This window comes from Solibacillus sp. FSL W7-1472 (assembly GCF_037969775.1).
In the GTDB taxonomy this organism is placed as follows: domain Bacteria; phylum Bacillota; class Bacilli; order Bacillales_A; family Planococcaceae; genus Solibacillus; species Solibacillus silvestris.
The window spans coordinates 3,312,758-3,335,011 of record NZ_CP150208.1; the positions used below are offsets into that span (position 1 = coordinate 3,312,758).

The 22,254-nt window shown below is 38.5% G+C and carries 24 protein-coding genes; 12 read left to right on the plus strand and 12 right to left on the minus strand.

All coding sequences use genetic code 11. The features are described from left to right. Positions 1-34: 34 nt before the first annotated feature. The 4 genes from MKY07_RS16545 to hemE form a co-directional block, all read right to left on the minus strand. Positions 35-517, minus strand: coding sequence for a FixH family protein (locus MKY07_RS16545; protein WP_339263198.1), 483 nt, complete (start codon positions 515-517; stop codon positions 35-37). 204 nt (positions 518-721) lie between these two features. After that, positions 722-2,155, minus strand: a complete 1,434-nt coding sequence (hemY, locus tag MKY07_RS16550) for a protoporphyrinogen oxidase (protein ID WP_339263199.1) — start codon at positions 2,153-2,155, stop codon at positions 722-724. Positions 2,156-2,167: 12 nt separating this feature from the next. Continuing rightward, complete coding sequence (hemH, locus tag MKY07_RS16555) at positions 2,168-3,100, minus strand: ferrochelatase (protein WP_008406448.1); 933 nt, start codon at positions 3,098-3,100, stop codon at positions 2,168-2,170. A gap of 166 nt (positions 3,101-3,266) precedes the next feature. After that, positions 3,267-4,319 (minus strand): uroporphyrinogen decarboxylase, encoded by a 1,053-nt coding sequence (gene hemE, locus MKY07_RS16560; protein WP_339263200.1) that lies wholly within the window; start codon positions 4,317-4,319, stop codon positions 3,267-3,269. A 211-nt stretch (positions 4,320-4,530) separates the two neighbouring features. Here hemE and MKY07_RS16565 point away from each other — a divergent pair, with 211 nt between their 5' ends. The 3 genes from MKY07_RS16565 (at position 4,531) to MKY07_RS16575 (ending at position 6,235) form a co-directional block, all read left to right on the plus strand. Then, complete coding sequence (locus MKY07_RS16565; protein WP_339263201.1) at positions 4,531-5,037, plus strand: Target of RNAIII-activating protein; 507 nt, start codon at positions 4,531-4,533, stop codon at positions 5,035-5,037. 122 nt (positions 5,038-5,159) lie between these two features. Beyond that, positions 5,160-5,711 carry a chromate transporter gene (locus MKY07_RS16570; RefSeq protein WP_014822747.1) on the plus strand — a complete coding sequence of 184 codons (552 nt, stop codon included), beginning with the start codon at positions 5,160-5,162 and terminating at the stop codon, positions 5,709-5,711. Then, positions 5,708-6,235 carry a chromate transporter gene (locus tag MKY07_RS16575; protein WP_014822746.1) on the plus strand — a complete coding sequence of 176 codons (528 nt, stop codon included), beginning with the start codon at positions 5,708-5,710 and terminating at the stop codon, positions 6,233-6,235. The genes MKY07_RS16570 and MKY07_RS16575 overlap by 4 nt, the downstream gene beginning before the upstream one ends. Before the next feature lie 64 nt (positions 6,236-6,299). Here MKY07_RS16575 and MKY07_RS16580 read toward each other — a convergent pair whose 3' ends face one another. After that, on the minus strand, positions 6,300-7,478 hold the full coding sequence (locus MKY07_RS16580) for an ABC transporter permease (RefSeq protein ID WP_339263202.1): 1,179 nt from the start codon (positions 7,476-7,478) through the stop codon (positions 6,300-6,302). Next, positions 7,462-8,211: an ABC transporter ATP-binding protein gene (locus MKY07_RS16585; protein WP_339263203.1), complete on the minus strand. Its 750-nt coding sequence runs from the start codon at positions 8,209-8,211 to the stop codon at positions 7,462-7,464. Before MKY07_RS16585 ends, MKY07_RS16580 begins: the two co-directional genes overlap by 17 nt. A 357-nt stretch (positions 8,212-8,568) precedes the next feature. On the opposite strand from MKY07_RS16585, the gene MKY07_RS16590 reads away from it, so the two are divergent. The 5 genes from MKY07_RS16590 to MKY07_RS16610 all read left to right on the plus strand — a co-directional run bounded on the left by MKY07_RS16590 (position 8,569) and on the right by MKY07_RS16610 (position 11,222). Continuing rightward, entirely contained in the window at positions 8,569-9,027 is a 459-nt protein-coding gene (locus MKY07_RS16590) for an HIT family protein (protein WP_148271492.1), read from the plus strand. A 180-nt stretch (positions 9,028-9,207) separates the two neighbouring features. Next, positions 9,208-9,576: a YtxH domain-containing protein gene (locus tag MKY07_RS16595; RefSeq protein ID WP_008406460.1), complete on the plus strand. Its 369-nt coding sequence runs from the start codon at positions 9,208-9,210 to the stop codon at positions 9,574-9,576. 184 nt (positions 9,577-9,760) lie between these two features. Continuing rightward, positions 9,761-10,324, plus strand: a complete 564-nt coding sequence (locus MKY07_RS16600; RefSeq protein WP_173364531.1) for an HTH-type transcriptional regulator Hpr — start codon at positions 9,761-9,763, stop codon at positions 10,322-10,324. A 139-nt stretch (positions 10,325-10,463) separates the two neighbouring features. Further along, positions 10,464-11,003, plus strand: coding sequence for a DUF3267 domain-containing protein (locus tag MKY07_RS16605; RefSeq protein ID WP_008406463.1), 540 nt, complete (start codon positions 10,464-10,466; stop codon positions 11,001-11,003). Between the two features lie 33 nt (positions 11,004-11,036). Continuing rightward, entirely contained in the window at positions 11,037-11,222 is a 186-nt protein-coding gene (locus MKY07_RS16610; RefSeq protein WP_008406465.1) for a hypothetical protein, read from the plus strand. 93 nt (positions 11,223-11,315) lie between these two features. On the opposite strand, the gene MKY07_RS16615 is transcribed toward MKY07_RS16610, so the two are convergent. Then, the gene (locus tag MKY07_RS16615) at positions 11,316-11,420 is read right to left on the minus strand and encodes a YjcZ family sporulation protein (protein WP_081483416.1); all 105 of its coding nucleotides are present in this window, start codon (positions 11,418-11,420) and stop codon (positions 11,316-11,318) included. A gap of 147 nt (positions 11,421-11,567) precedes the next feature. Between MKY07_RS16615 and MKY07_RS16620 the strand changes: the two genes are divergently transcribed. After that, positions 11,568-12,416 carry a peptidylprolyl isomerase gene (locus tag MKY07_RS16620; RefSeq protein WP_014822742.1) on the plus strand — a complete coding sequence of 283 codons (849 nt, stop codon included), beginning with the start codon at positions 11,568-11,570 and terminating at the stop codon, positions 12,414-12,416. Positions 12,417-12,611: 195 nt separating this feature from the next. Here MKY07_RS16620 and MKY07_RS16625 read toward each other — a convergent pair whose 3' ends face one another. After that, on the minus strand, positions 12,612-12,947 hold the full coding sequence (locus MKY07_RS16625) for a zinc ribbon domain-containing protein YjdM (RefSeq protein ID WP_065216708.1): 336 nt from the start codon (positions 12,945-12,947) through the stop codon (positions 12,612-12,614). 250 nt (positions 12,948-13,197) lie between these two features. On the opposite strand from MKY07_RS16625, the gene serC reads away from it, so the two are divergent. Beyond that, a complete protein-coding gene (gene serC, locus MKY07_RS16630; protein ID WP_339263204.1) occupies positions 13,198-14,295 on the plus strand; it encodes a 3-phosphoserine/phosphohydroxythreonine transaminase in 1,098 nt (365 codons plus the stop codon). Between the two features lie 191 nt (positions 14,296-14,486). Here serC and yhaM read toward each other — a convergent pair whose 3' ends face one another. Then, complete coding sequence (gene yhaM, locus MKY07_RS16635) at positions 14,487-15,422, minus strand: 3'-5' exoribonuclease YhaM (protein WP_014822740.1); 936 nt, start codon at positions 15,420-15,422, stop codon at positions 14,487-14,489. 281 nt (positions 15,423-15,703) lie between these two features. Here yhaM and MKY07_RS16640 point away from each other — a divergent pair, with 281 nt between their 5' ends. Beyond that, positions 15,704-15,889: a YhzD family protein gene (locus MKY07_RS16640; RefSeq protein WP_008406474.1), complete on the plus strand. Its 186-nt coding sequence runs from the start codon at positions 15,704-15,706 to the stop codon at positions 15,887-15,889. 136 nt (positions 15,890-16,025) lie between these two features. Here the strand turns inward: MKY07_RS16640 and MKY07_RS16645 are convergent, their stop codons facing one another. From MKY07_RS16645 to MKY07_RS16655, 3 genes are all read right to left on the minus strand, one after another. Further along, positions 16,026-17,195: a hypothetical protein gene (locus MKY07_RS16645; protein WP_339263205.1), complete on the minus strand. Its 1,170-nt coding sequence runs from the start codon at positions 17,193-17,195 to the stop codon at positions 16,026-16,028. Positions 17,196-17,322: 127 nt separating this feature from the next. Continuing rightward, the gene (locus MKY07_RS16650; RefSeq protein WP_339263206.1) at positions 17,323-18,105 is read right to left on the minus strand and encodes an enoyl-CoA hydratase; all 783 of its coding nucleotides are present in this window, start codon (positions 18,103-18,105) and stop codon (positions 17,323-17,325) included. A gap of 67 nt (positions 18,106-18,172) precedes the next feature. Then, positions 18,173-19,858, minus strand: coding sequence for an FAD-binding dehydrogenase (locus tag MKY07_RS16655; protein WP_065216707.1), 1,686 nt, complete (start codon positions 19,856-19,858; stop codon positions 18,173-18,175). Between the two features lie 695 nt (positions 19,859-20,553). On the opposite strand from MKY07_RS16655, the gene serA reads away from it, so the two are divergent. After that, positions 20,554-22,179, plus strand: a complete 1,626-nt coding sequence (serA, locus tag MKY07_RS16660; protein ID WP_008406480.1) for a phosphoglycerate dehydrogenase — start codon at positions 20,554-20,556, stop codon at positions 22,177-22,179. Positions 22,180-22,254 lie beyond the last annotated feature (75 nt).

Below are 22,254 nucleotides of genomic sequence, written 5' to 3' on the forward strand. Positions count from 1 at the left end.
ACTATTATACACCGTTCTTCTCATATTGCAATATTTAATGGTTATGATCTTCTTCTTTATTTTCTTCGTCATGTTCCATCGAATTAGAGCTTGTATCTTCCAGCACTTTGCTCATATCAGGGTTGCCGACGATCAGTTCCTGCTTTGGCATCACGTGCATTCCGCGCGCCGTCGTATGGGCAAACATATAATATACGCCATCATGGTCAAATGTATAGTCAGCGACATAGATTCCGTCTTCTGTCAGTTCTCCGTCCAACATCTCCCCTTCATCACGAAGTCCTGATTCCCATACTTCAAACTTCACTTCTTTCGCATCATTTACCGCTTCTTCTTCTTGAGTAACACGTGCCGATAGCTGTATCGTTTCCCCTACGTTTAACTGTTCTGCTGTTTGAATATCTACTTCGACGATTGCCGGCACCTCGGCAGTATCAAGTGTTTCCACTTCGGGGTCATCGCCACATGCTGCCAATAAAAAAGGGACTGCTACTAAACTGTAAAACCATTTTTTCATCATTAAATCTCCCATCCTTGTTAACTATTATGTATTTTAATGCAATCTTTCCCCATCCTTACTAGCGTACTAAAAAATACGTACAGATGCATAGGATAATTAAGATAAATTTGTGAACCATTGAAAAATTATCCAAATAAAAATGCTGCACTAAAAGCGGTTCACCTTTAATACAGCATTCTGTTCAATTAGTCTATTGAATTATTACATTGCTACTTTTGACTCGGCAAACTGGCTGAGTAATTGCTCGGCAGTATTTCTCCCTTGCAATACACAGTCCGGAATACTAATTCCCTCATAGGAGCTTCCTGTTAATAAGACATTCGGAAACTCTTGATAAAATTGTTCTTTCATAGTAGACATGCGCAATTCATGACCAATTGTATATTGAGGCATTGCTTCTTTCCAGCGGGCTACTGTTGTCAGTAGCGGCTGGGCATTCAATCCCACTGCCCGCTCTAAATCTTGCAATACAATTTTTTCAATTTCACTGTCGGGCAGCTCTACAATCGATTCGTCCCCTACACGGCCAATGTACACTCTAAGTAGTTCCTGGCCATCCGGTGACACATTATCCCATTTCCGGTGACTCCACGTACAGCTTGTAATTGCAAAATGACTATTGCGTGAAACGAAGAAGTTAAGTGCATCTTCATATTTCTGCATTGAACCTTTTTCAAATGCCATCGTAACGGTGGCAATTGTGGCATAATTCATATCCGGAACTTTCAACATTGTCGTTGAGTCCGGGAAGATTTTTTTCGTTACATTAAACGATGTCGTCACGACGATTTTATCTGCTTGAATCGACGTCCCATCATTCAATTCTACAAGATGGGTATCATCATTATTTTTTTCAATGGAATTCACTTTCAATCCTTTTAAAATCGTTACATCGGTTAAAGCATTTTCCAATGATTCAATTAAGGATTCCAATCCATTTTCAAATGATTCGTAATGTAGTTCACCTGGAGTATCCACGAGTGCGTAAATACCTTTTCCGGTTTTTTTCATACCGAGCAATAGGCTGCGATATTCTTTTTCCAACTGATAAAACTGCGGGAACATCGATTGCATGCTAAGATGGTCGACATCACCTGCAAAAGTACCCGCCAACACCGGTTCAACTAAATTTTCGACCACTTCTTTACCAAAGCGCCGATTGAAAAATTCACTAATCGGTTCGTCTGCAGCATGCGGTAATTTCGGCAACAACAAATCTCCTGCTGCACGGAATTTCCCCATTAAAGATAGAACATTCGATGTCATAAACGGGAGGATTTTAGGTGACCCTCCGAGCAGAATATTACTCGGAATTTGGTGTAACTTGCTACCAACTGCGATAAATGTTCGACCATAATTATTTTGAATCATCTCATGTTCGATATTTAAATCACGTGCCAACTTTCGGACACTGCTACCTGTATCAAAAAACGATTCAGGCCCACGTTCGATAATATATCCATTTTGACGTACAGTATGGATTTTACCACCTAAACGTAGTGACGCTTCGATCAACACGATATCTATCGGTAAATTATGCGCCTTCGTTTTTTGCTGTAAATAGTATGCCGTCGTTAAACCAGTGATCCCACCGCCAACGATAACAACCTTCTTCCTTTTTAAAGTCACCCTCATCATCACTCTCTACTATTCCGCTAATTTTTTATTGATAGCATCTACCATTGCATCAATGAATAAAGGATGTGTATTTGGCATTGTCGGGCGATAATAGCTTGCACCGATTTCGTCACATACAACTTTACACTCAATATCATTATCATAGAGCACTTCTAAATGCTCCGTTACAAATCCTACTGGTGTATAGATGAATGCTTTATAACCTTTTTGCTCAAATAATTCCTTTGTTAAATCCTGTACATCCGGTCCTAGCCATGGCTCGGGTGTTTGTCCAGCTGACTGCCAGCCTACTTCAACGTTTACAATATCAGAAGCCTCTTCAATTAAACGTGCTGTTTCAACTAACTGTTCTTCATACGGATCGCCTGCAAGTTTAATTTTTTCCGGCAATGAGTGGTTTGATACGATTAAGCAAGCATTTGCGCGCTCTTCTTCTGTCATTTTTGCCAGCTCGCCATTCACGGCATCTTTCCAGAATTCAATAAATTTCGGTTCGTCATACCATGCTTCAACAGAAGTGATATTTAACGTACCACCTAACTTTTCAGCTGCTTCTTTCGCTCGTCCATTGTACGATTTAATTGAGAAAGTTGAGAAGTGTGGTGCTAAAACGATCGATACCGCTTCAGTAATACCTTCTTTCACCATTGCTTCTACTGCATCTTCAACGAATGGTTCAATATGCTTTAAGCCGATAAATACTTTATATTCCACTTCGTCCTGCACTTCGTTTAAACGCGCACATAATGCATGGGCTTGTGCTTCCGTCATTTTCGCAAGCGGAGAAATACCGCCGATTGCACGGTAACGTTCAGTTAAATCGTCCAAATGTTCCTGGCTTGGTTTACGGCCATGACGAATATGTGTGTAATAACGTTCAATATCTTCTTCTTTATATGGCGTACCATAAGCCATTACTAATAAACCGCGTACTTCTTTCATGTAAGTTCACCTCTGCATGTTTTTTAACACGTTTCTTTTTTAATTAGTTATTAAAGGTTTTTCATCCCATTAACTTGTTGTTTTTTGGGTGCTCTCCAGTCAACCTTCATCTATCTAGTTTTCTCACCTTCACCGGTGAATAATCATATTTATATTAGTATTTGTATTATGAACGTTTTGCGATTTGTTCGCGGCTGTATTCGTGTACAAATGTAGTTAGTCGTTTTAATACAGCTGGATCTACTTCCGGGAAGACGCCGTGGCCTAAGTTGAAAATATGTCCGCCTGTATGCGCTAAACCTTGATCGACAATATCTTTCGCTCGTGCTTCGATTACGTTCCAGTCTGCCAGTAATAATGTAGGATCCAAGTTCCCTTGTACCGCTTTTGTTACGCCGCGTGCTTCTGCTTCACGAATCGGTAAACGCCAGTCCAACCCTACTACATCGACTGGCAGGTCATGCCATTCATTTATTAAATGCGATGCACCTACACCAAACTGGATTAGCGGCACATTCAATGCGCGCAATTCAGCAAAAATGCGTGTCATCGTCGGTTTGATAAAAATACGGTAATCTTCAACATTCAATGCTCCAACCCAAGAATCGAAAATTTGGATTGCTTTTGCACCGGCTTCTACTTGTGCTGTAATATCCACAATAATCATATCAGCCAGTTTTTCCATTAAAGCAAACCATGCTTTTGGCTGCGAAACCATGAATGATTTAGTTTTAGCGTAGTTTTTGCTTGGGCCGCCTTCAATCATATAGCTCGCAAGCGTAAACGGCGCACCGCCAAAACCGATTAACGGAACATTTAGCTGTTCTGTTGTTAACATTTTAATTGTCTCTAGCACGTAAGGTGTATGCTCCTGTGCATTGAACTCACGTAAGTTTTCCACATCAGCAGCTGAACGGATCGGATTTGAAATAACCGGACCAATCCCTGCCTTTATTTTTACATCAATTCCCATTCCTGGTAAAGGGGTAACGATATCTTTATAAAGAATCGCTGCATCTACATTGTATTGCTCAACAGGTAAATGCGTTACATAAGCACATAACTCCGGCTGCATTGTAATCTCTTCTAATGAATATTTTTCTTTTATTTCACGATATTCTGGCTGTGAACGGCCTGCCTGGCGCATAAACCAAACTGGTGTATGTTCTACTTGCTCACCGCGAGCAGCACGTAATAATGTGTCATTAAATTTCATCATTTTTGATTTCTACCCCTTAAAGTAAATTCTTTTTTGTTCTATACCTCAAAAACGTCATTGATATCCATCATCGACTATAAACTTTTCATAAATATTTGTATAGATTTCTTGAATAAATGTCATAAATTTGTCTCTTCTGCTACAGAACTTTTTGACAAATGGCTTGAACATCTTTATAAATGGAAATAATAGTGTAAAGGAGGTCAGTCATATGAATTTTTATGTAACTTCAGGAACACCTGACTATATGGAAAATTTAATTGCAAAAAATCCACAGCACCCTTTAATTTTATTACACGGAAATGGTAATTCAGTGGTGTTGCATGAAACAGAGAACAAATCTATTTTCGCAGTACCCCGCAAGTTTGAAGTCATTGCTCAAGATGGACAGTTTACACAAAAGGGCTATTATACTTTTTTCAATATGCCCATTATGTCAGATGAGCGCCCGGTTTTCGAGAAAAAAGCTCTCGATGTCATCCCTGCTTTGAACTCCAATGACGCTGTAATTGCCTATCGTTTACTGCGTCCGATTAAAGCAGAAACCTATTTATTTATTATTCAATGGGGCGGGCCTGCTTCTTATGAAGTTTGGAAAGGCAGCAATGAGTATAAGACTTCATTTGCCCCTATCTTTGAAGGCACGACACAAGTGTTACAGTCGATGTTTAACTCATCATCCTATATTACGACATATAGTGCAGCTTCAAAAGAATAATGCTTTTATCAAAAATGCTACGATTGTGTTTCGTAGCATTTTTATATAAAATAATACATATTTAGAAAATCTTTCGTTTTCCGAACTATTCTGCTTCTCACTAAACAAAAGGCGGTTATTATGTGAAAATACAAATTCAGTTGTTTAAAGCTTTCTTTGTTTCAGGAATTCTTGGATTCGGGGGAGGTCCGACAATCATTCCATTGCTTCATAAAGAAGTGGTTGAAAAATATAAACTTATGACAGATGATGATTTTTCTGATGTGTTATCGATTGGAAACACATTGCCTGGTCCAATTGCGACAAAGATGGCAGGCTACATTGGTTACCGTATAGGCGGTTTTCTCGGATTAATTAACGCTCTGTTTGCTTCGGTTATGCCTACTGTACTTTTAATTATTTTATTATTAAATTCATTAAACCAATTCAGTAACTCTGACTTTATCAACAACATGTCTAAAGGTGTCATACCCATTGTGACAGTGATGATGGGGATTTATGCATTTGACTTTTTAAAGAAATCGCATAAAGCTTTAGGTCTAAAAATCAGCGCAATTATTTTCGTATTCAGTTTTATAACGATTGTTGTATTCGATCTCCACCCTGGGATTATCATCGGTTCCCTCTTAATATTGGCGCTGGCATTGCCCAATAAAGGAGGAAAAGAACAATGATATTTTGGGAGCTTTTTATTGCATTTTTAATACCGAACCTTTTGGCATACGGAGGCGGGCCTGCTTCAATCCCGTTAATTGAACATGAAGTGGTAGACAGGTATGAGTGGATGACGCAAAGTGAATTCAGTGAGTTTCTTGCTTTGGCAAATTCACTGCCCGGTCCTATCGCAACGAAGATGGCGGGTTATATCGGCTTTGAAGTTGGTGGTATTTTAGGGAGTATTATAGCGTTATTTGCGACAGTAGCCCCTACCCTGATTTTGATGATCACACTTTTGAATCTTCTACAAAAATATAGAGATTCGCCTAAAGTAATGCGGTTATCAAGCTTTGTATTACCTGCAATTGCCGTATTATTAATTACATTAACATTCGATTTCGCCAAGTCTTCCTATGAATCAAATAAATTAATTCCAACGATTTTAATGATTGTCGGCAGCTATATTGCTCTGGAAAAATTCAAAGTTCCTTCTATTATAGTAATCGCCGCCGGATTATTAATTGGCGGATTTCTATTGTAAATTAACTTGGTTAATAAAAAAATCGCTAACCTCTACTTAACTCATACGTAGGGTTAGCGATTTTTTATTTTGACATTCTCATCGTCAATTCACTGACTGCAATAATGACAATCGGAATGAAATAAAACTGTGGCTGCATTACTGCACACAGTGTCACAATAATAGCCTGTACAATGCTCAATTGACGAAGCAGTTTTGCAACAGCCTGCTTTCTCGTATCACGGGGAATCGGGTAAAGCATGTCCATTCGGAAATCCCCTGCTGACATAAGTGCATACTTAAGCTGAAGCGTTGTCGCAAATGCCAGAGCACCGACAACAATCCAAGTTACAAACGGAATTGTAATAAACATGGCTACAACAGCTGAAATTGCTGTTAACCGCACCCATAAATAAAAATGGTCGTCTGTACGGATAAACGTACGGTAAATTAAATAGGCTTGCGTGTTTTCCTTTTTATAGCTGATCGCTTTATACGCAATATCCAACCAAGCACGACGTTTTACAGAGCCCTTTAAATGCGGAACGTCTGTGAAGTAGTTGGCAAAGCGGTAAAAACGCATCATTCGGTTTTGCTCGAGCTTAATGAAATGTTCGTAAGGTACTGGATTATCCTGTACTTTTTTCTTCAATGTAACTGTATAATAAGCCATCATAACGAGAAATACGACGCCAATCAAACCGTCTGCCAATGTCATTTGAATTCCGATAATCGACACGGTTGCCCGTACGAAACGGTCCATTAGTACGGCATTCCCACGATTCGCATAACGGTAATTGAATTCGGCGCGCACATTAATAAATTTCAGCACCGCGATAAATAGAGCTGTCAGCCAAATTTCAGCTACGCTAAGTGTCGTAACTTCTTTCAATAACGGAATCGTTATAATATACAGAACGACCGGCAACAATAGCTGTGACCAAAACGTCCAGTTCATCGCCTTTTTGAAATAGTTCGGCATTTGGCTTTCTAGCGGCAATAAGTATACTTGATCGGGTTCTTTCAGCAATGTGACAGGTCTACTTAATGCAACTAAGAACCCGATCACAAGGGCAATGAGCCATTCTGCCGGAAAATCAGGCTGCACGACCTTCAGCCATTCACTATACTGATATCCCCCTGCCCCTGCGATAAAGACAAGGACAATCGCAATATGCCCTGTAAAGACGAAGCGCATATACTTCATCACTTCGCCGATGTAATGCTCGAAGCGCTTAGCCCATACACTATGCATGCTGTTCATTGTCCTGCTCCTTTGTCATTGCAATATACAAATCATCCAGTGTCGCAGTCGGCATATTGAACGCTTTGCGCAAATCATTCATTGTTCCTTGTGCACGAACACGTCCTTCATGAAGTAAGATGATGCGGTCACAATGTTTTTCTGCAGTCGATAAAATATGTGTCGACATTAAAATCGATGCACCTGCACGTTTTTTATCGTCCATTTGGTCAAGCAATGACTGGATGCCGAGCGGGTCTAAACCGACAAACGGCTCATCGATAATATACAGAGTTGGATCGACTAGAAATGCGCACATAATCATTACCTTCTGGCGCATTCCCTTTGAAAAGTGCGACGGAAACCAATTTAATCGCTTCTCCATACGGAATTCCTTCAATAAAACTTCAGAACGCTCATTCAATGTTTTTTCATCTAAACCATATGCCATTGCCGTTAATTGTAAATGTTCTTTTAATGTTAATTCTTCATATAGTACGGGTGTTTCCGGAATATAAGAGAAGCTTGACCGGTACTTGTCCAAATTCTCTTTTAACGTCACACCGTTTAAACGGATTTCACCAGAGCGTGGTAAGAGCGTGCCAATAATATGCTTGATCGTCGTACTTTTCCCCGCACCGTTTAAGCCGATTAATCCAACGAGCTCTCCTTTGTTAATTTCAAATGATAGATCTTGAATCACAGGTTTTCTCGTATAACCACCTGTTACATTTTGCAGTTGTAAAATTGTCACAGTCGTCACTCCTCTTTTCTAAAATTTAGTTTATCAAAAGCGAATAAAATTGAACACTGAATGCAACACTCAATTCAAAGAACATAATGTGAAACTTCATTCAGCCGGGATTTTTTACGGGAAATGCTGACTCCGCCGCCACGCTTTCAAGGACCCGTTAACACGGGTTTAAAAGTAATTCTTTCATATAAGAAAGTAGTTTTCCAAATAATCTATGATAGAATAAAGAAAAATAATAGTATGTTCACCATAAATTGGGGTTGTACAGTTGATGTTCATTGCTGGCGCACACTTTCCGACGGATTCTGACCCACTGTATACCTTTCAACTTACAATAACATTATTTTCTAACTTCTTATGGTGAAAATCAAAAATAAAAAAGGAGCGATAAATAAGATGAGTGATTGCTTATTTTGCAAAATAATTGCCGGTGAAATTCCAAGTATTAAGGTTTATGAGGATGAGCATACTTTTGCCTTCATGGACATTGCCCCGTTGACAAAGGGTCATACACTATTAATTCCGAAAACACATTGTAAAGATCTATTTGAAATGTCTGAAGATGTGGCACGTAATTTATATGCCGCTGCCCCAAAAGTTGCTAATGCCATTAAAGCTGCTTTTAACCCGGCTGGTATGAATACGATTAATAATAATGGTGCTGAAGCAGGTCAAACCGTTTTCCATTACCACCTGCATCTCGTTCCGCGCTATGACGAAAAAGATGGATTAGTGGTCAACTGGAATGGTCGTTCACAGGAATTCCCGCCAGATGTGCTTTCAACACTTTCTGAGGAAATTAAATCACACTTATAATTGCTCCACTCAGTTATGTCTACATAATTGTATGAGGAGACGATGGCCAGCATCTTTTTCATAAGTGAAAATGCTGGTTTTTCTTTTAGTACATTTTCCCACAATCTTTCCAATGTTTATCGGAAGATGGATTTGGAAAAAGATTTGGATAACAAATATAAATAAAGCGAGGTTAACAATATGAAAGCAAAATCATTTTTACTAGGTATTACAACAGGTATCGTTAGCGGTGCAGCTGTCATTTTATTTACAGCACCACAATCCGGGACGGCTTTACGACAAAACCTGTTGGAAAATACGAAAAACGTCAAATCCAAACTTCAAGATGTTCAATACGAACTAAATAATGTAAAGCAATCGATCACAACTTTAAAGGCAGAAGTCCAAAATAGTATGCCTAGTATAGTAAATGAATTAAAGGATAATTTCGCAAATTTCAAAACTCAGATAGAACCGGAAGCAATAAACTTAAAACAAGAAATAGAGAAATTACAGAATTCTATAAGTGAAATCGAGAAAAATATCCCTTCAACTAGAAATAACGAGTAATGAATACAAATTCATCACTATAACTTTAGAATCATAAAAAATAACAAAAACAGTCAATTCAATCCCAAATTTATCTTTTTATAGCATAAATCAACCAATGTTGAATTATTCCATTTTTCTAACTTTAAACTCTTTTCTTTTATTGCTATAATAATTTTAAAATGTTAAATGAAAGAAGAAGGTGATTGCTTTGACAGAAGATTTATACTCGCAAAGAGAGGCTATGTTATTTAGCCAAAGAGTCGCACAACTTTCGAAAGCACTATGGAAAGCTATCGAAAAAGATTGGCAAACATGGATTAAACCTTTTGATTTAAATATTAATGAACATCATATTTTATGGATTTCATATCATTTGAAAGGTGCTTCCATTTCAGATGTAGCTAAATTTGGTGTCATGCATGTATCTACCGCTTTCAACTTTTCAAAAAAATTAGAAGAACGTGGATTACTTACTTTCTCAAAACGTGATGAAGACAAACGTAATACATATGTGGAGTTAACTGATAAAGGCGCAGAACTCATTTTACGTATGTATGATCATTATCACGATACAGAACATACGATTTTAACAGGTGCATTGCCATTAAAAGAACTATACGGTAGATTCCCTGAGTTTTTAGATGTAATGGCCGTTATACGAAATATTTACGGGGATGATTTCATCGAAATATTCGAACGTTCATTCTTTAACTTCAAAGAAACAATTGATGACAAGGGAAAGCCATCAATCACAACAACTTCATAAAATTTGTAGAAGAAATGTCGCCAATTTTAATTGATGACATTTCTTTTTTTATTGATTATAGTTAGTTTTATGTTTAATATTGTTTCGTTAATGGAAAAGCATAATACATCCTTTTCCATAATGTTTTAGGAGGGCTCACATGCATTGTTGGAAAACGATCAACATTGAGCGCGAATACGGTACGGGAAGACTTGTACTATTGGCAATTACTCTTTTCGTCCTTGTATTTTGCTTTTCATATATTGCATTTAGTTTTAATTTTAACGGTAAGCATATCGATCGCCATTTATGGTTAGTTTTATTAGTAATACCTTTTATTTATCCTATGCACAAATTATTACATTATTTCGCTCTGCTTCAGCATAGAAAATCACTGGTCATTCGTTTTAAGATTCAACATTTCATGCCAGTTGTCCGGATGCGCCTGCAAAACGGTATTCCGAAAAAATCTTATATTTTCGCACTTGTGACACCTTTTATTGTTATTAATTCAGCATTGATTGCCGGGGGCATTTATTTCCCTGAATATGCGCATTATTTTAGTGGTTTGCTCGCTTTTCACTCTTGTATTTGTCTAATGGATTTTTTATATGTGAAAAATTTAATGTATGCACCAAACAATGCTATAATTGAAGAAACACCAAGAGGTTATGAAATTTTAGTTCCTATTGATATTTAGGTTTTAATGATGCTTTAGAGGGGAGGAATAAATTTGTTACTACTTATTGTAATCTTATTCTCAGTAATATACTTATTCCAAATAAATCGAATGACTGCCGCATTATGCAGTCGACGTGAAATTCCAGAAGAAAAACAACCAAAAATTTTCCGTACGATTAATGTACTAATTACGATTTTACTTGTGAGCATGTATGTCGAAGTACTGCTAGCCGTTTAAAAAATTTTTTATGTAAATAGATTTTTATCCATACTTCAATAATTGGAAAAGGTGTGTTAAAAGCCGTAAAGACTTTTAACACACCTTGCTTTCTTAGTAGATGAAAGCTGCACCAACAATAATCAATAAGATAAACAATACAACTAATAGAGCAAAGCCAGAGCCGTAGCCGCCGCCATTGTAACCTCCGCCACCCATATTGCCACCTCCCTTCTCTCTTTCTCTCAATATCGTATGCGCCTGTTGTTACAAAACTTAGGCACTATACACATGCAACCATTTTGTTTTTAAATCGTTTATGTTATAGTTACAATTGCATTAAAGTTAAGTTAGGAGCGTATTCAAATGAAAAAGACCATTTTTGCATTAACAGTTGCTGCTTCAATCGGTTTAGCTGCATGCAGTAATCCAGGCGATGAAGTTGTAGTATCAACAAGCGTTGGCGATATCACTCAAGAAGAATTTTATAATTCAATGAAGGACATCGCTGGTGATCAATTACTGCAACAAGTAGTAGTTGAACAGATTTTAAACGATAAATATAAAGTAACAGATGAGGAAATCGAAGAAGAATTAAAAGGTGTAAAAGAGCAGTATGGTGAAAGCTATGAAGCTGTTTTAGCACAAAGCAATTTAACGGAAGAAACGTTAAAAACAAATATTCGATTCACATTGTTACAAGAAAAAGCATTAAAAGATGTTGAAGTAACAGACGAGGAAATCGAAAAGTACTATAACCAAGCATCTCAAGAATTAAACGCTCGTCACATTTTAGTGGAAGATGAAGAGACTGCAAAAGAAATCAAAGCTAAATTAGATGCCGGTGAAGATTTTGCGAAATTAGCAAAAGAATTCTCAACTGACCCAGGTTCTGGTGCACAAGGCGGAGATTTAGGTTGGTTTACAGTTGGGACAATGGTGCCTGAATTCAACGATGCTGCATATGCATTGGAAATCGATGAAATCAGTGAGCCTGTACAATCTGAGCACGGTTTCCACATCATTCAAGTGACTGAGAAACGTGATGTTAAAGATTACGGTAAACTTGAAGACAAAAAAGAAGAAATCCGTGAATCAATTGCAGCTACAAAAGCTGATTGGAACACAAAAATGGCAGAGTTAATTAAAGAAGCCGATGTAAAAGTAAAAGACAAAGATTTAAAAGACGCATTTTCAGGCATTAAAGCTGAATAATCGTTGATATATAAAGTGAAAATTCAATCCGTGGGGTTCTTCATCCCCACGGATTTGTTAGTTGATCCAATCGGGCTTTTACGGGGAGTCGATCTCCTGCCTGACATTTTCGCCTTGCTTAAGTTTAGAGGCGCGAGATTTACTACTTGTTAATACGGGACAAAATGCGAGACCCACAAATGGGCCTCGCATTTTTTAGTTTTTCTTTACGAATTCCGATTTCAGCTTCATTGCACCGAAACCGTCAATTTTACAATCAATATTGTGGTCGCCTTCTACAAGTCGAATGTTTTTAACACGTGTTCCGATTTTTAATGTAGAGGAGCTTCCCTTTACTTTTAAATCCTTAACAACTGTTACGGTATCCCCATCAGCTAGCAGATTGCCGTTTGCATCGCGCACGACTAATCCTTCTTCCACTGTTTCCTCCGTTTGAGACCATTCATGTGCACATTCCGGGCACACATAATTCTGACCATCTTCATACGTATACTCAGACCCGCATTCCGGGCATTTCGGTAATTGTTCCATTTTTATATACCCCCTGTCTATCATCCCCTCTATACTCGCACAGATCCTTATTTTAAACAAGGTTATACAAGTAAATGGCTCTAAACACGAACATTCCTATTTCCTTAGTGACAAAAATCTATAAATTTTCTATAGGTTCTTCTCTTTTATGTTTATTAGAAAAATAATTTCAAGAATTTTCACATATTTGTTCCGAAAGGGTATATTATCAATTTATATATTCTAATATTAAAATTCAGGAGTGATTGCATTGACAGTAACGACAAAACGCGCATTTAACTTTAATGCTGGCCCATCAGCATTACCATTGGAAGTTTTACAAAAAGCACAGGCAGAACTAGTAGATTTTAAAGGTACTGGTATGTCTGTAATGGAATTAAGTCACCGTAGTGCTGAATTTGAAGGAGTACATAATGAAGCGATAGCAAATTTACGCGAGTTATATGATATCCCTGAAAACTATGAAGTACTATTTTTACAAGGCGGAGCAAGCCTACAATTTTCAATGATTCCAATGAACTTCGTAAAAGAAGGACAGAAGGCAAGTTATATCCAAACAGGGGCATGGTCAGAAAAAGCCTTTGCAGAAGCGAAGTTATTCGGGACACCTGTAGAGGCAGCAAGCTCAAAAAGCAATAACTACAAAAATATCCCGGCTCTATCGGAGATCCAAATCGATGAAGAGGCTGCATACCTTCACTTAACATCGAACAATACAATTTTTGGTACTCAATGGAAAACGTTCCCGACTACTGGGGATCTTCCATTAATTGCAGACATGTCTTCTGATATTTTATCGAAGAAAATTGATGTATCAAATTTTGCCATGATTTATGCGGGTGCACAGAAAAACCTAGGACCTTCAGGTGTAACGGTAGTCATCATCCGCAAAGAGTTTCTTGAAAAAGCAAATTCAAATATCCCGACAATGTTGAAATACGCAACACATTCTAAAAATAACTCGCTGTACAATACCCCTCCTACTTTCGGAATTTATATGTTAGGTGAAGTATTGAAATGGGTGAAAGCTGAAGGTGGCTTAGAAGCAATCGAGCAGCGTAATGAAGAAAAGGCGAAGTATATTTATGATGTGATCGACAATTCCAATGGTTTCTATTACGGGCATGCAACTGAAGATTCTCGTTCATTGATGAACATTACGTTCCGTGTAGCAGATGAAGAGCTGGAGAAGAAATTCCTTGCTGAAGCAAAAACAGCCGGGTTTGTCGGTTTGAATGGTCACCGCTCTGTAGGAGGCTGCCGCGCTTCTACTTACAATGCGGTCCCACTTGAAACATGTAAAGCCCTAGCTGATTTCATGGTAAAATTTCAGCAGGATAATCAATAACAATTAAAGCCAAAATAATCCTCCCCATAATTAAAGGCCGTTCAAATTTACTCTGAGTAAAATTGAACGGCCTTGTTTTTATATCTGTCTTGTAGATGTTGTTCTCCGTTACGGAGGATGCTTTTCTTCGGACCGGGGTCAAAATACCTGTTGGTCACAAAACGTGAGCCACAGGATGGAACCGAGGCACCTTAAATCGTCGGCTTGTAGAATGAGCGGTTATCTAACGGGAATAGACGCTCTGTAAATTCACCAGGTTTTGTTTTATCAAGGGCACGAGTCAGCATATTCATCTTCGCATCAATATTATCAATATAATGTAAAATTTCCGCTTCTTGAATCATAGGTTTTTTCGGGCTGCCCCACTCTTCTTTACCGTGATGTGACAATACTAGATGCTTAAGCAGCATCACTTCTTCTCCTTCGATTTTCAGCTCATTGGCAGCTTGACCAATTTCATTGACCATAATGGATATATGACCAAGCAGGTTGCCTTCCACCGTATACATTGTACCTACTGGACCACTCAGCTCAATGACCTTACCGATATCATGTAAAATAACCCCAGCATACAGTAAATCACGGTTTAATGTAGGATATAGATCACAAATCGCCTCACTTAATTTAAGCATTGATACAACATGGTCAAGTAAGCCTGATGCATAGTCGTGGTGATTTTTGGTTGCTGCAGGGTAAATCAGTATTTGGTCTTGATATTTTTTTGTAAGATTGCGTGTAATACGCGATATATTCGGATTTTGAATTTGAAAGAAGTACTGTGTCAGCTGTTCAAATAACTCTTCCTTTGGTACCGCAGACGTCGGTAAAAGATCGCTGATTTGAACGCCTTCCTCTTCACGTGCAGGTCGGATTTGCTTCACACGCAGTTGGTTTTTTCCACGGTAGTCGTGAATCTCTCCCCCAACTTTTACAATTACCTGTGCACGGTATAAATTTTCATGTTCCTCGTTTGTATCCCATAGCTTGGCTTCAATATCGCCGCTACGATCCTGTAAAATTAGTGACATAAAAGGCTTGCCGACAGTCGTTACACCTTTTTTTGCTTCTTTAATCAATAAATATTGGTCCACTTGTTCACCAGGTTGGAGTTTTGTAATTCCATTCACAAGTAATCGCCCCTTTATAACTCTATTACAATTTATTGTAACATGTATATGCGATATTTACCGTTTAAAAGACTATCAATTGCGACTCCCGCTAACGAATGCTAAATTTTTTCGCGAAATAGCGTTTAACAAAATAAAGATTCGGGTATATATTGAAGGATTAAAATGTTCATGAGCCGTTCATAAACTGCAAATATTTCTTGAATTATGTTAGCTGCTTCGTGAATTATCGGAAAATTTCTAGTATAATTATATTATCTTGCTTATAAAGGGTGGTTTAAATGGAGAATTATCGTTTTACTGCATTTGAAAAAACTGGGGAAACATTATTTGATGAAGTGTGGAATTTCGCAAACGATGACGCAGCAAAAATCGAAGGTCAAAAGCAAATCGAAGAAAAAGGTATTGCTGAAAAAACTCACCGACTAGTAAATTCATCTGGTAAATTAATTTTATTCCACGTTTAAAAACGTACATAAAGCGTAACTTCAATTGGTGCGGCGGGGGTCCTTCCTCTGCCGCTGTGCTATCTAGAATACTAAATTACTCCCCGTTAATTTGGGGTAAATGAGAAGGTGCCCTGAAATTCAGGGCACCTCTTTTTTATACTAAACGTTTTATTGCCTCATATAGTTCTTCATTTGTTGGCACTTGCAAATACATGCGCAGCCGAACGATACGATTCAATTCCTTTTCGATCATAGTTCTAGCATAGGCAACACGATCCTCTGTTGCATACATCTTCCGAAACTCTTCCTGCATATTATACATTTCATTAAAATCGCTTAACACTAGTTGAAGCTCTTTTTCATTCAATAAATATTGCTCTACTAAATTGATAAGCTCCTCATTAAAAATTTCCAGCATTTTAACAGCATCATCTTTTATAAATAGATCAAGTACTTTTTTGACAAGAGTTGTCGTCAATATACTCCCTATAATAAGACCTATGATCCCGCCTATTAAACTGATGACCGTTGTACTAACATTCGGAATCGATAAGCCGATTCCTCCGCCAACGATTAAACCAATAATACTCCCTGCAACACTTGCAGCTGTTTTGGAAATATTTTTAAATAGTTGTGCCGGGGACATCTGATTTTTAATCGCACGGACAATATCGACGCTCGACATGACACCTGTTACGATGGCTCCTGTTACAACATTTGCATTTAGTAATGTGATGGCTTTTTTAGCGATCACAGAGCTGTACATCGCCTTTTTCGTCGCCGTACTAGCCATCCTCTTCACTACTGCCTTTGCACCGTTTTTCTTTACTGCACTAGCAATACCTTCATCCAGCTCAATATGGTCCACAATATTCAGATTATCAATTTGCTTTTCGATTATTTCTTCAGCAAACGGTTCTCCTATTACTGTTAGACCTGTCAGAACTGCATTTTCAACTGCGGTACTTCGTTCTGCACCATTCCATTTACTTTGGGCGAAAGAAATTGCGGTACTCATTCCGATTATTTCTTTCTTAAAATCGATACAACCTCTTTCATCAATTACTAGATTGTGGATATTACCAGCATCTAATATATGACGGACTTGCTCATATGTGAAAGCACCTTGTTTAATAATATCGCTATTATTAAAATGTGCATGTATTTCATGATATTGCTCAAAAGGCACTTCCAAATAATTACTCTGTTCCTGATCTAGCTGTTTTAGTTCAATTTCGCAAATTGCAATCGCATCATTTATATTGGGACAATACACATTGTGCACAATTTGTCGCCGGTTATTTGATAGCCAAATTTGGTCCATGAAGGTACCTCCATTTTTCGTCTTTCCCTATCATATAAGCATTCGGTAATGTTGTACAGTAAATATTTTATAGCCCAATAAAAAAGGAGGAGCCAGCGATGTTTCACTAGCTTCCTCCGACATGTATCTATTTTCCTTCAAATTGCGGCATTCTCTTTCCGACAAATGCCTGAATTCCTTCTATATGGTCCTGTGTTTGGCGCATTTTCACTTGCCCTGCAGATTCGCCTTCCAAAACTTTCTCTAAATGAGGCAAATTCGAATTATGCAAAATCTGCTTTGTTTCAATCATCGCCAAAATCGGTGATGCCAGCAGCTTACCTACAAGTTGATCCACTGTTACAGATGCCTGACCATCTTCCACGTTATAATCAATGAGTCCTAATGCTAACGCTTCATTCCCGTTTAACACTTTTCCTTCCCATATCATTTGCTTCGCTTTTGGTGTCCCTAGACGTTCCTTCATAAAGAAGTGTCCAGCACCGTCCGGAACCAAACCGATTCCAATAAAGTTCATCGCTAATTTACTCGATTGCTCCGCAACAATGATATCGCTTCCTAGTGCCAGGCTGAAGCCTAAACCAGCTGCAGCACCATGAATTTGTGCAATCGTAATCATCGGAAGTGTATAGTAAGCCTTCACTAAACGTGAAATGTCTTCCATAATCGTTCCAAAATCAGAAAAGTCGTCTGATGATACCATCATTTTAACATCGCCACCCGCTGAGAAGACTCTCCCCTCTCCTCTAATGATAAGAATTTGAACATCCGTTTCATTATGTAGCGATTCAAAGCAATCCGCCAGCTCTCGCATCATTGTAAAATCCATTGCATTCATAGCATTCGGGCGATTTAATGTTAATGTTGCTTTTCGCTCCGCAATTTCCAAGTTAATTGTTTCAAAGTTCAATTGTATACACCCCTTATTTATGAATAATCATTCATTTCGACAAATGCCTTCATATCTCCTTTATTTTTCATACTTCTATCGCTTTCGCTTTGTTCGGTACAGGCTTTAAAGTGCCTAAATATTTACCGACCTTCATTCCTGTAAATAAGCAACCGCCTAAAAATGTTCCTTCCAATGAACGGTAACCATGTACGCCGCCCCCGCCAAAGCCACTGACTTCCCCTGCTGCAAAGAGGCCTTGAACAGGGTTGCCCTCATCATTTAGTACTTGCCCGTTTAAGTTGGTTTGTAATCCTCCTAACGTTTTTCGTGTAAGGATATTTAAACGTACCGCAATTAACGGCCCGGCTTTCGGGTCCAAGATTTTATGAGGTGAGGCAGCACGAATCAATTTATCCCCTATATAGTTTCTCGCTCCATGCAATGCATTGATTTGTGCATCTTTTGAAAAGGGATTTTCGATTTCACGGTCGCGCGCCAAGATTTGCTCTTTAATGTGCATAAAATCAAGCATGTCATTGCCTGCCAGTTTGTTCATACCATCGACTAAATCTTTTAAACTATCTGCAATGACAAAGTCTTCTCCGTTTTCTTTGAATGCCTGAACAGCTTTAGGCGGCCCAGGTAAAACACGCTTCAGCACGTCCTTTATACTTTTATTTGTCAAATCCATATTTTGCTCAGAACCGGATAATGCAAATTCTTTTTCGATTATTTTTTCCGTCAAAATAAACCAGGAATAATCATAACCGGTTTTTTGGATTGCTTCGAGTGTGCTGAGTGTATCAAATCCAGGAAAATTTGGAGCTTTAAATCGGTCTCCTCTTGCATCAAACCACATCGATGACGGTCCGGGCAATATACGTATTCCATGGTTTTTCCATATTGGATCCCAGTTTTTTAAGCCTTCCGTATAATGCCACATACGGTCTCGATTGACGATCCGCCCGCCTGCTCGCTCGGTAATTTCGAGCATTTTCCCGTCGACAAATGCAGGTACGCCAGACACCATATTTTTTGGTGGCAGTCCTAGTCGTGATGGCCAATTTTCTTTGACAAGTTCTAAATTAGCTCCGATTCCACCACTAGCCACTACGACTGCATCTGCCGTATATTCAAATGTGCCAATGACTTCTCTGGAACTTTCTTCCCCGCGGCGAATGATACAGTTTTCTAAAATATTACCTTGAATACCAGTTACCGCCCCATCCTCCGTCAATAAATCCGTTACTTGGTGGCGCGGCAAGTAATCGATTAGACCGCTTTCCGAAGCTTGTAATACTTTACTCGCAAAAGCTTCTACAATTGCGGGCCCAGTACCCCAAACGATATGAAACCGAGGAACCGAATTCCCATGCCCGCCTGCTAAAGCACCCCCACGCTCCGCCCAGCCAACAACCGGGAAAAATTGAATGCCCTGTAATTTTAGCCATTGATATTTTTCTCCCGCTGCAAAATCTACATAGGCCTTTGCCCATTCATATGCCCAGTAATCCTCATCCTCTAATCGGTCGAATCCAGCAGAGCCGCGCCAATCTTGCCATGCGAGCTCCTTACTGTCTTTTATACCTAACCTCCTCTGTTCAGGAGTATCTACTAAAAATAGTCCCCCAAATGACCAAAATGCCTGACCCCCGATTGAATTTTCGGGCTCCTGATCAACAAGCAATACCTTTTTTTGCGCATCTATAAGCTGACAAACTGCAGTTAACCCTGCCAGCCCTGCTCCGATAACAATTGCATCATAATGCATTTCTACTCCCCCTTTGTCAGTGCACCTGTTATACAATTTCGTGTTATTTTTTATTTCCCCTTCTAATAATTTTTCTTTAAAGCACCGAAAATTTAAATTAAGGCAAAATTTTAGCGAAATAGTAAAACCGTTATTTTCCGATGAATGCGCTGAATCATAATTTTTCTGTAAATTCAAACAAATCCCTTCAAATCAATATCGTTAGCGCTTTCATACTTTTCCTAAATTACGAACATTAATATTAATAAATTTGAATATAGTTCGTAAAACAACCACATATTAGCTCATTAATTCACTAATTATTTATTAATTTTGAAAATTTCGTTGACAAAGATGAACAATCGGGTTTATGATGTTATCAAATTTAAAAACGACAAACTATTGTGATAGAGACATACTGTTTAGTTTTGTATAGCAAAGAGAGCTGGTGGTCGGTGTGAACCAGTGTATACACTAAATACGTTCCACTCTTGAATAGAATAGCCGAAAACCCCAAGTAAGTTATTCCGTCCCATGCACGTTACGCATATTGATAAGGTTGTATGACTATTTTTTCTATTAGTCGGCAACGAATAAGGGTGGTACCGCGATTTGTTTATTGAATGCCTTTCGCCCCTTACGTTATTCGTAAGGGACGGAAGGCTTTTTTTGTATAGATTTTTAAAAATAATAGTGAATTTTAAGGAGAGATTATTATGACAGCGACACAATTAATCGAAAAGGCGACAAAAACAATTAACGTATTTATTGCAGATCCATTAAGTGATGACGGTATTTTTCCGCTTCGTCAAGAAACAGAATTAGATTTAAATATCATTGTTGATACAGGGCTGGCACCTGAACAATTAATCGCTCGTATTGCGGATGTGGATGTATTACTTGTCCGCTCTCAAACAACGGTTACACGCGAAGTCATTGAAGCAGCGAAAAACCTGAAATTAATCGGGCGTGCGGGTGTCGGTGTTGATAACATCGATTTAAATGCCGCAACAGAGCACGGAATTATTGTTGTAAACGCTCCAGACGGGAACACGAACTCTGCGGCTGAGCATACAATTGCAATGATGACATCTCTTGCCCGCTTTATACCACAAGCATTCAATACATTAAAAAATGGAAAATGGGATCGTAAGTCTTATGTTGGGGTTGAACTTAAAAACAAAACATTAGGTGTTATCGGAATGGGCCGTATCGGTGCCGAAGTGGCTTACCGTGCAAAAGGTCAACGTATGGACGTAATTGCCTATGACCCATTTTTAACTGAAGAACGTGCAAAAGAATTAGGTATTACAAAAGGTACTGTCGACGAAGTATGTGCAGCAGCAGACTTTGTAACGGTTCATACACCACTTTTACCTGAAACACGTAATATCATTAACAAAGAACGTTTTGCCATTATGAAAGACGGTGTACGTATTATCAACTGTGCTCGCGGCGGAATCATTAACGAAGATGATCTATACGACGCGATTGTTGAAGGCAAAGTAGCAGGTGCCGCACTTGATGTATTCGTACAAGAGCCTGCAACAGACCATAAACTATTAACTTTGCCACAGGTGATTGCAACACCTCACTTAGGTGCATCTACAGTAGAAGCACAAGAATCAGTAGCAGTCGATGTATCAAATGATATTATTAAATTCTTTAAAACAGGTACTGTAACAAATCCAGTAAACATGCCATCTATTCCGAAAGAAAAGCTTGCTGAAGTAGAGCCGTTCTTCGCATTAGCTGAAAAGCTTGGTAAGTTTTTAATCCAAGTTACTGAAGAAAGCATCAAACAATTAAATATTTCTTATGCTGGTGAAGTTGCAAACTTTGATGTACGTCCATTAACGGCAAATGCCATTAAAGGACTGCTTTCAACGAACCACGGCTCTCACGTAAATGACGTAAACGCACGATACTTGGCTGAGCGTATTGGCATTCAAATTAATGAACATAAAACAACAACTGCTAAAGGCTTCACAAATTTAATCACGGTTGAAATCGTAACAGAAACAGAAACACATACAGTTGCTGGTACGTTATTAAATGGTCTTGGTGCCCGCATCGTTAAAGTAGAAGGCTTCGTGGTTGATGTCATTCCAAACGGCAACTTGCTTTACATTAAAAACCAAGATAAGCCAGGTTCAATCGGCCGTGTTGCTACTAAGTTGGCCGAAAAAGATATTAATATCGCAACAATGCAAGTAGGTCGCGATCAAATTGGCGGCTCTGCAGTCATGATGCTTGTCGTTGATAACGAAGTAACAACAGAAGATTTAATTTTTGTAGCACAACTTGAAAATATCGATGAAGTAAAAGCCATTACACTTTAATTATTCCCGCTACTGCTGAACGGAAATTTCATTCAGCAGTAGTTTTTTTGTTTTAACATATTTTCTATTCGCATA

What these genes read in the sequence shown, in the direction of transcription:
- MKY07_RS16545 (WP_339263198.1), bottom strand. Translation starts at nt 517, where the DNA reads ATGAAAAAATGGTTTTACAGTTTAGTAGCAGTCCCTTTTTTATTGGCA.
- hemY (WP_339263199.1), bottom strand. Translation starts at nt 2,155, where the DNA reads ATGAGGGTGACTTTAAAAAGGAAGAAGGTTGTTATCGTTGGCGGTGGG.
- hemH (WP_008406448.1), bottom strand. Translation starts at nt 3,100, where the DNA reads ATGAAAGAAGTACGCGGTTTATTAGTAATGGCTTATGGTACGCCATAT.
- hemE (WP_339263200.1), bottom strand. Translation starts at nt 4,319, where the DNA reads ATGATGAAATTTAATGACACATTATTACGTGCTGCTCGCGGTGAGCAA.
- MKY07_RS16565 (WP_339263201.1), top strand. Translation starts at nt 4,531, where the DNA reads ATGAATTTTTATGTAACTTCAGGAACACCTGACTATATGGAAAATTTA.
- MKY07_RS16575 (WP_014822746.1), top strand. Translation starts at nt 5,708, where the DNA reads ATGATATTTTGGGAGCTTTTTATTGCATTTTTAATACCGAACCTTTTG.
- MKY07_RS16580 (WP_339263202.1), bottom strand. Translation starts at nt 7,478, where the DNA reads ATGAACAGCATGCATAGTGTATGGGCTAAGCGCTTCGAGCATTACATC.
- MKY07_RS16590 (WP_148271492.1), top strand. Translation starts at nt 8,569, where the DNA reads ATGGTGAAAATCAAAAATAAAAAAGGAGCGATAAATAAGATGAGTGAT.
- MKY07_RS16595 (WP_008406460.1), top strand. Translation starts at nt 9,208, where the DNA reads ATGAAAGCAAAATCATTTTTACTAGGTATTACAACAGGTATCGTTAGC.
- MKY07_RS16605 (WP_008406463.1), top strand. Translation starts at nt 10,464, where the DNA reads ATGCATTGTTGGAAAACGATCAACATTGAGCGCGAATACGGTACGGGA.
- MKY07_RS16615 (WP_081483416.1), bottom strand. Translation starts at nt 11,420, where the DNA reads ATGGGTGGCGGAGGTTACAATGGCGGCGGCTACGGCTCTGGCTTTGCT.
- MKY07_RS16620 (WP_014822742.1), top strand. Translation starts at nt 11,568, where the DNA reads ATGAAAAAGACCATTTTTGCATTAACAGTTGCTGCTTCAATCGGTTTA.
- MKY07_RS16625 (WP_065216708.1), bottom strand. Translation starts at nt 12,947, where the DNA reads ATGGAACAATTACCGAAATGCCCGGAATGCGGGTCTGAGTATACGTAT.
- MKY07_RS16640 (WP_008406474.1), top strand. Translation starts at nt 15,704, where the DNA reads ATGGAGAATTATCGTTTTACTGCATTTGAAAAAACTGGGGAAACATTA.
- MKY07_RS16645 (WP_339263205.1), bottom strand. Translation starts at nt 17,195, where the DNA reads ATGGACCAAATTTGGCTATCAAATAACCGGCGACAAATTGTGCACAAT.
- MKY07_RS16655 (WP_065216707.1), bottom strand. Translation starts at nt 19,858, where the DNA reads ATGCATTATGATGCAATTGTTATCGGAGCAGGGCTGGCAGGGTTAACT.
- serA (WP_008406480.1), top strand. Translation starts at nt 20,554, where the DNA reads ATGACAGCGACACAATTAATCGAAAAGGCGACAAAAACAATTAACGTA.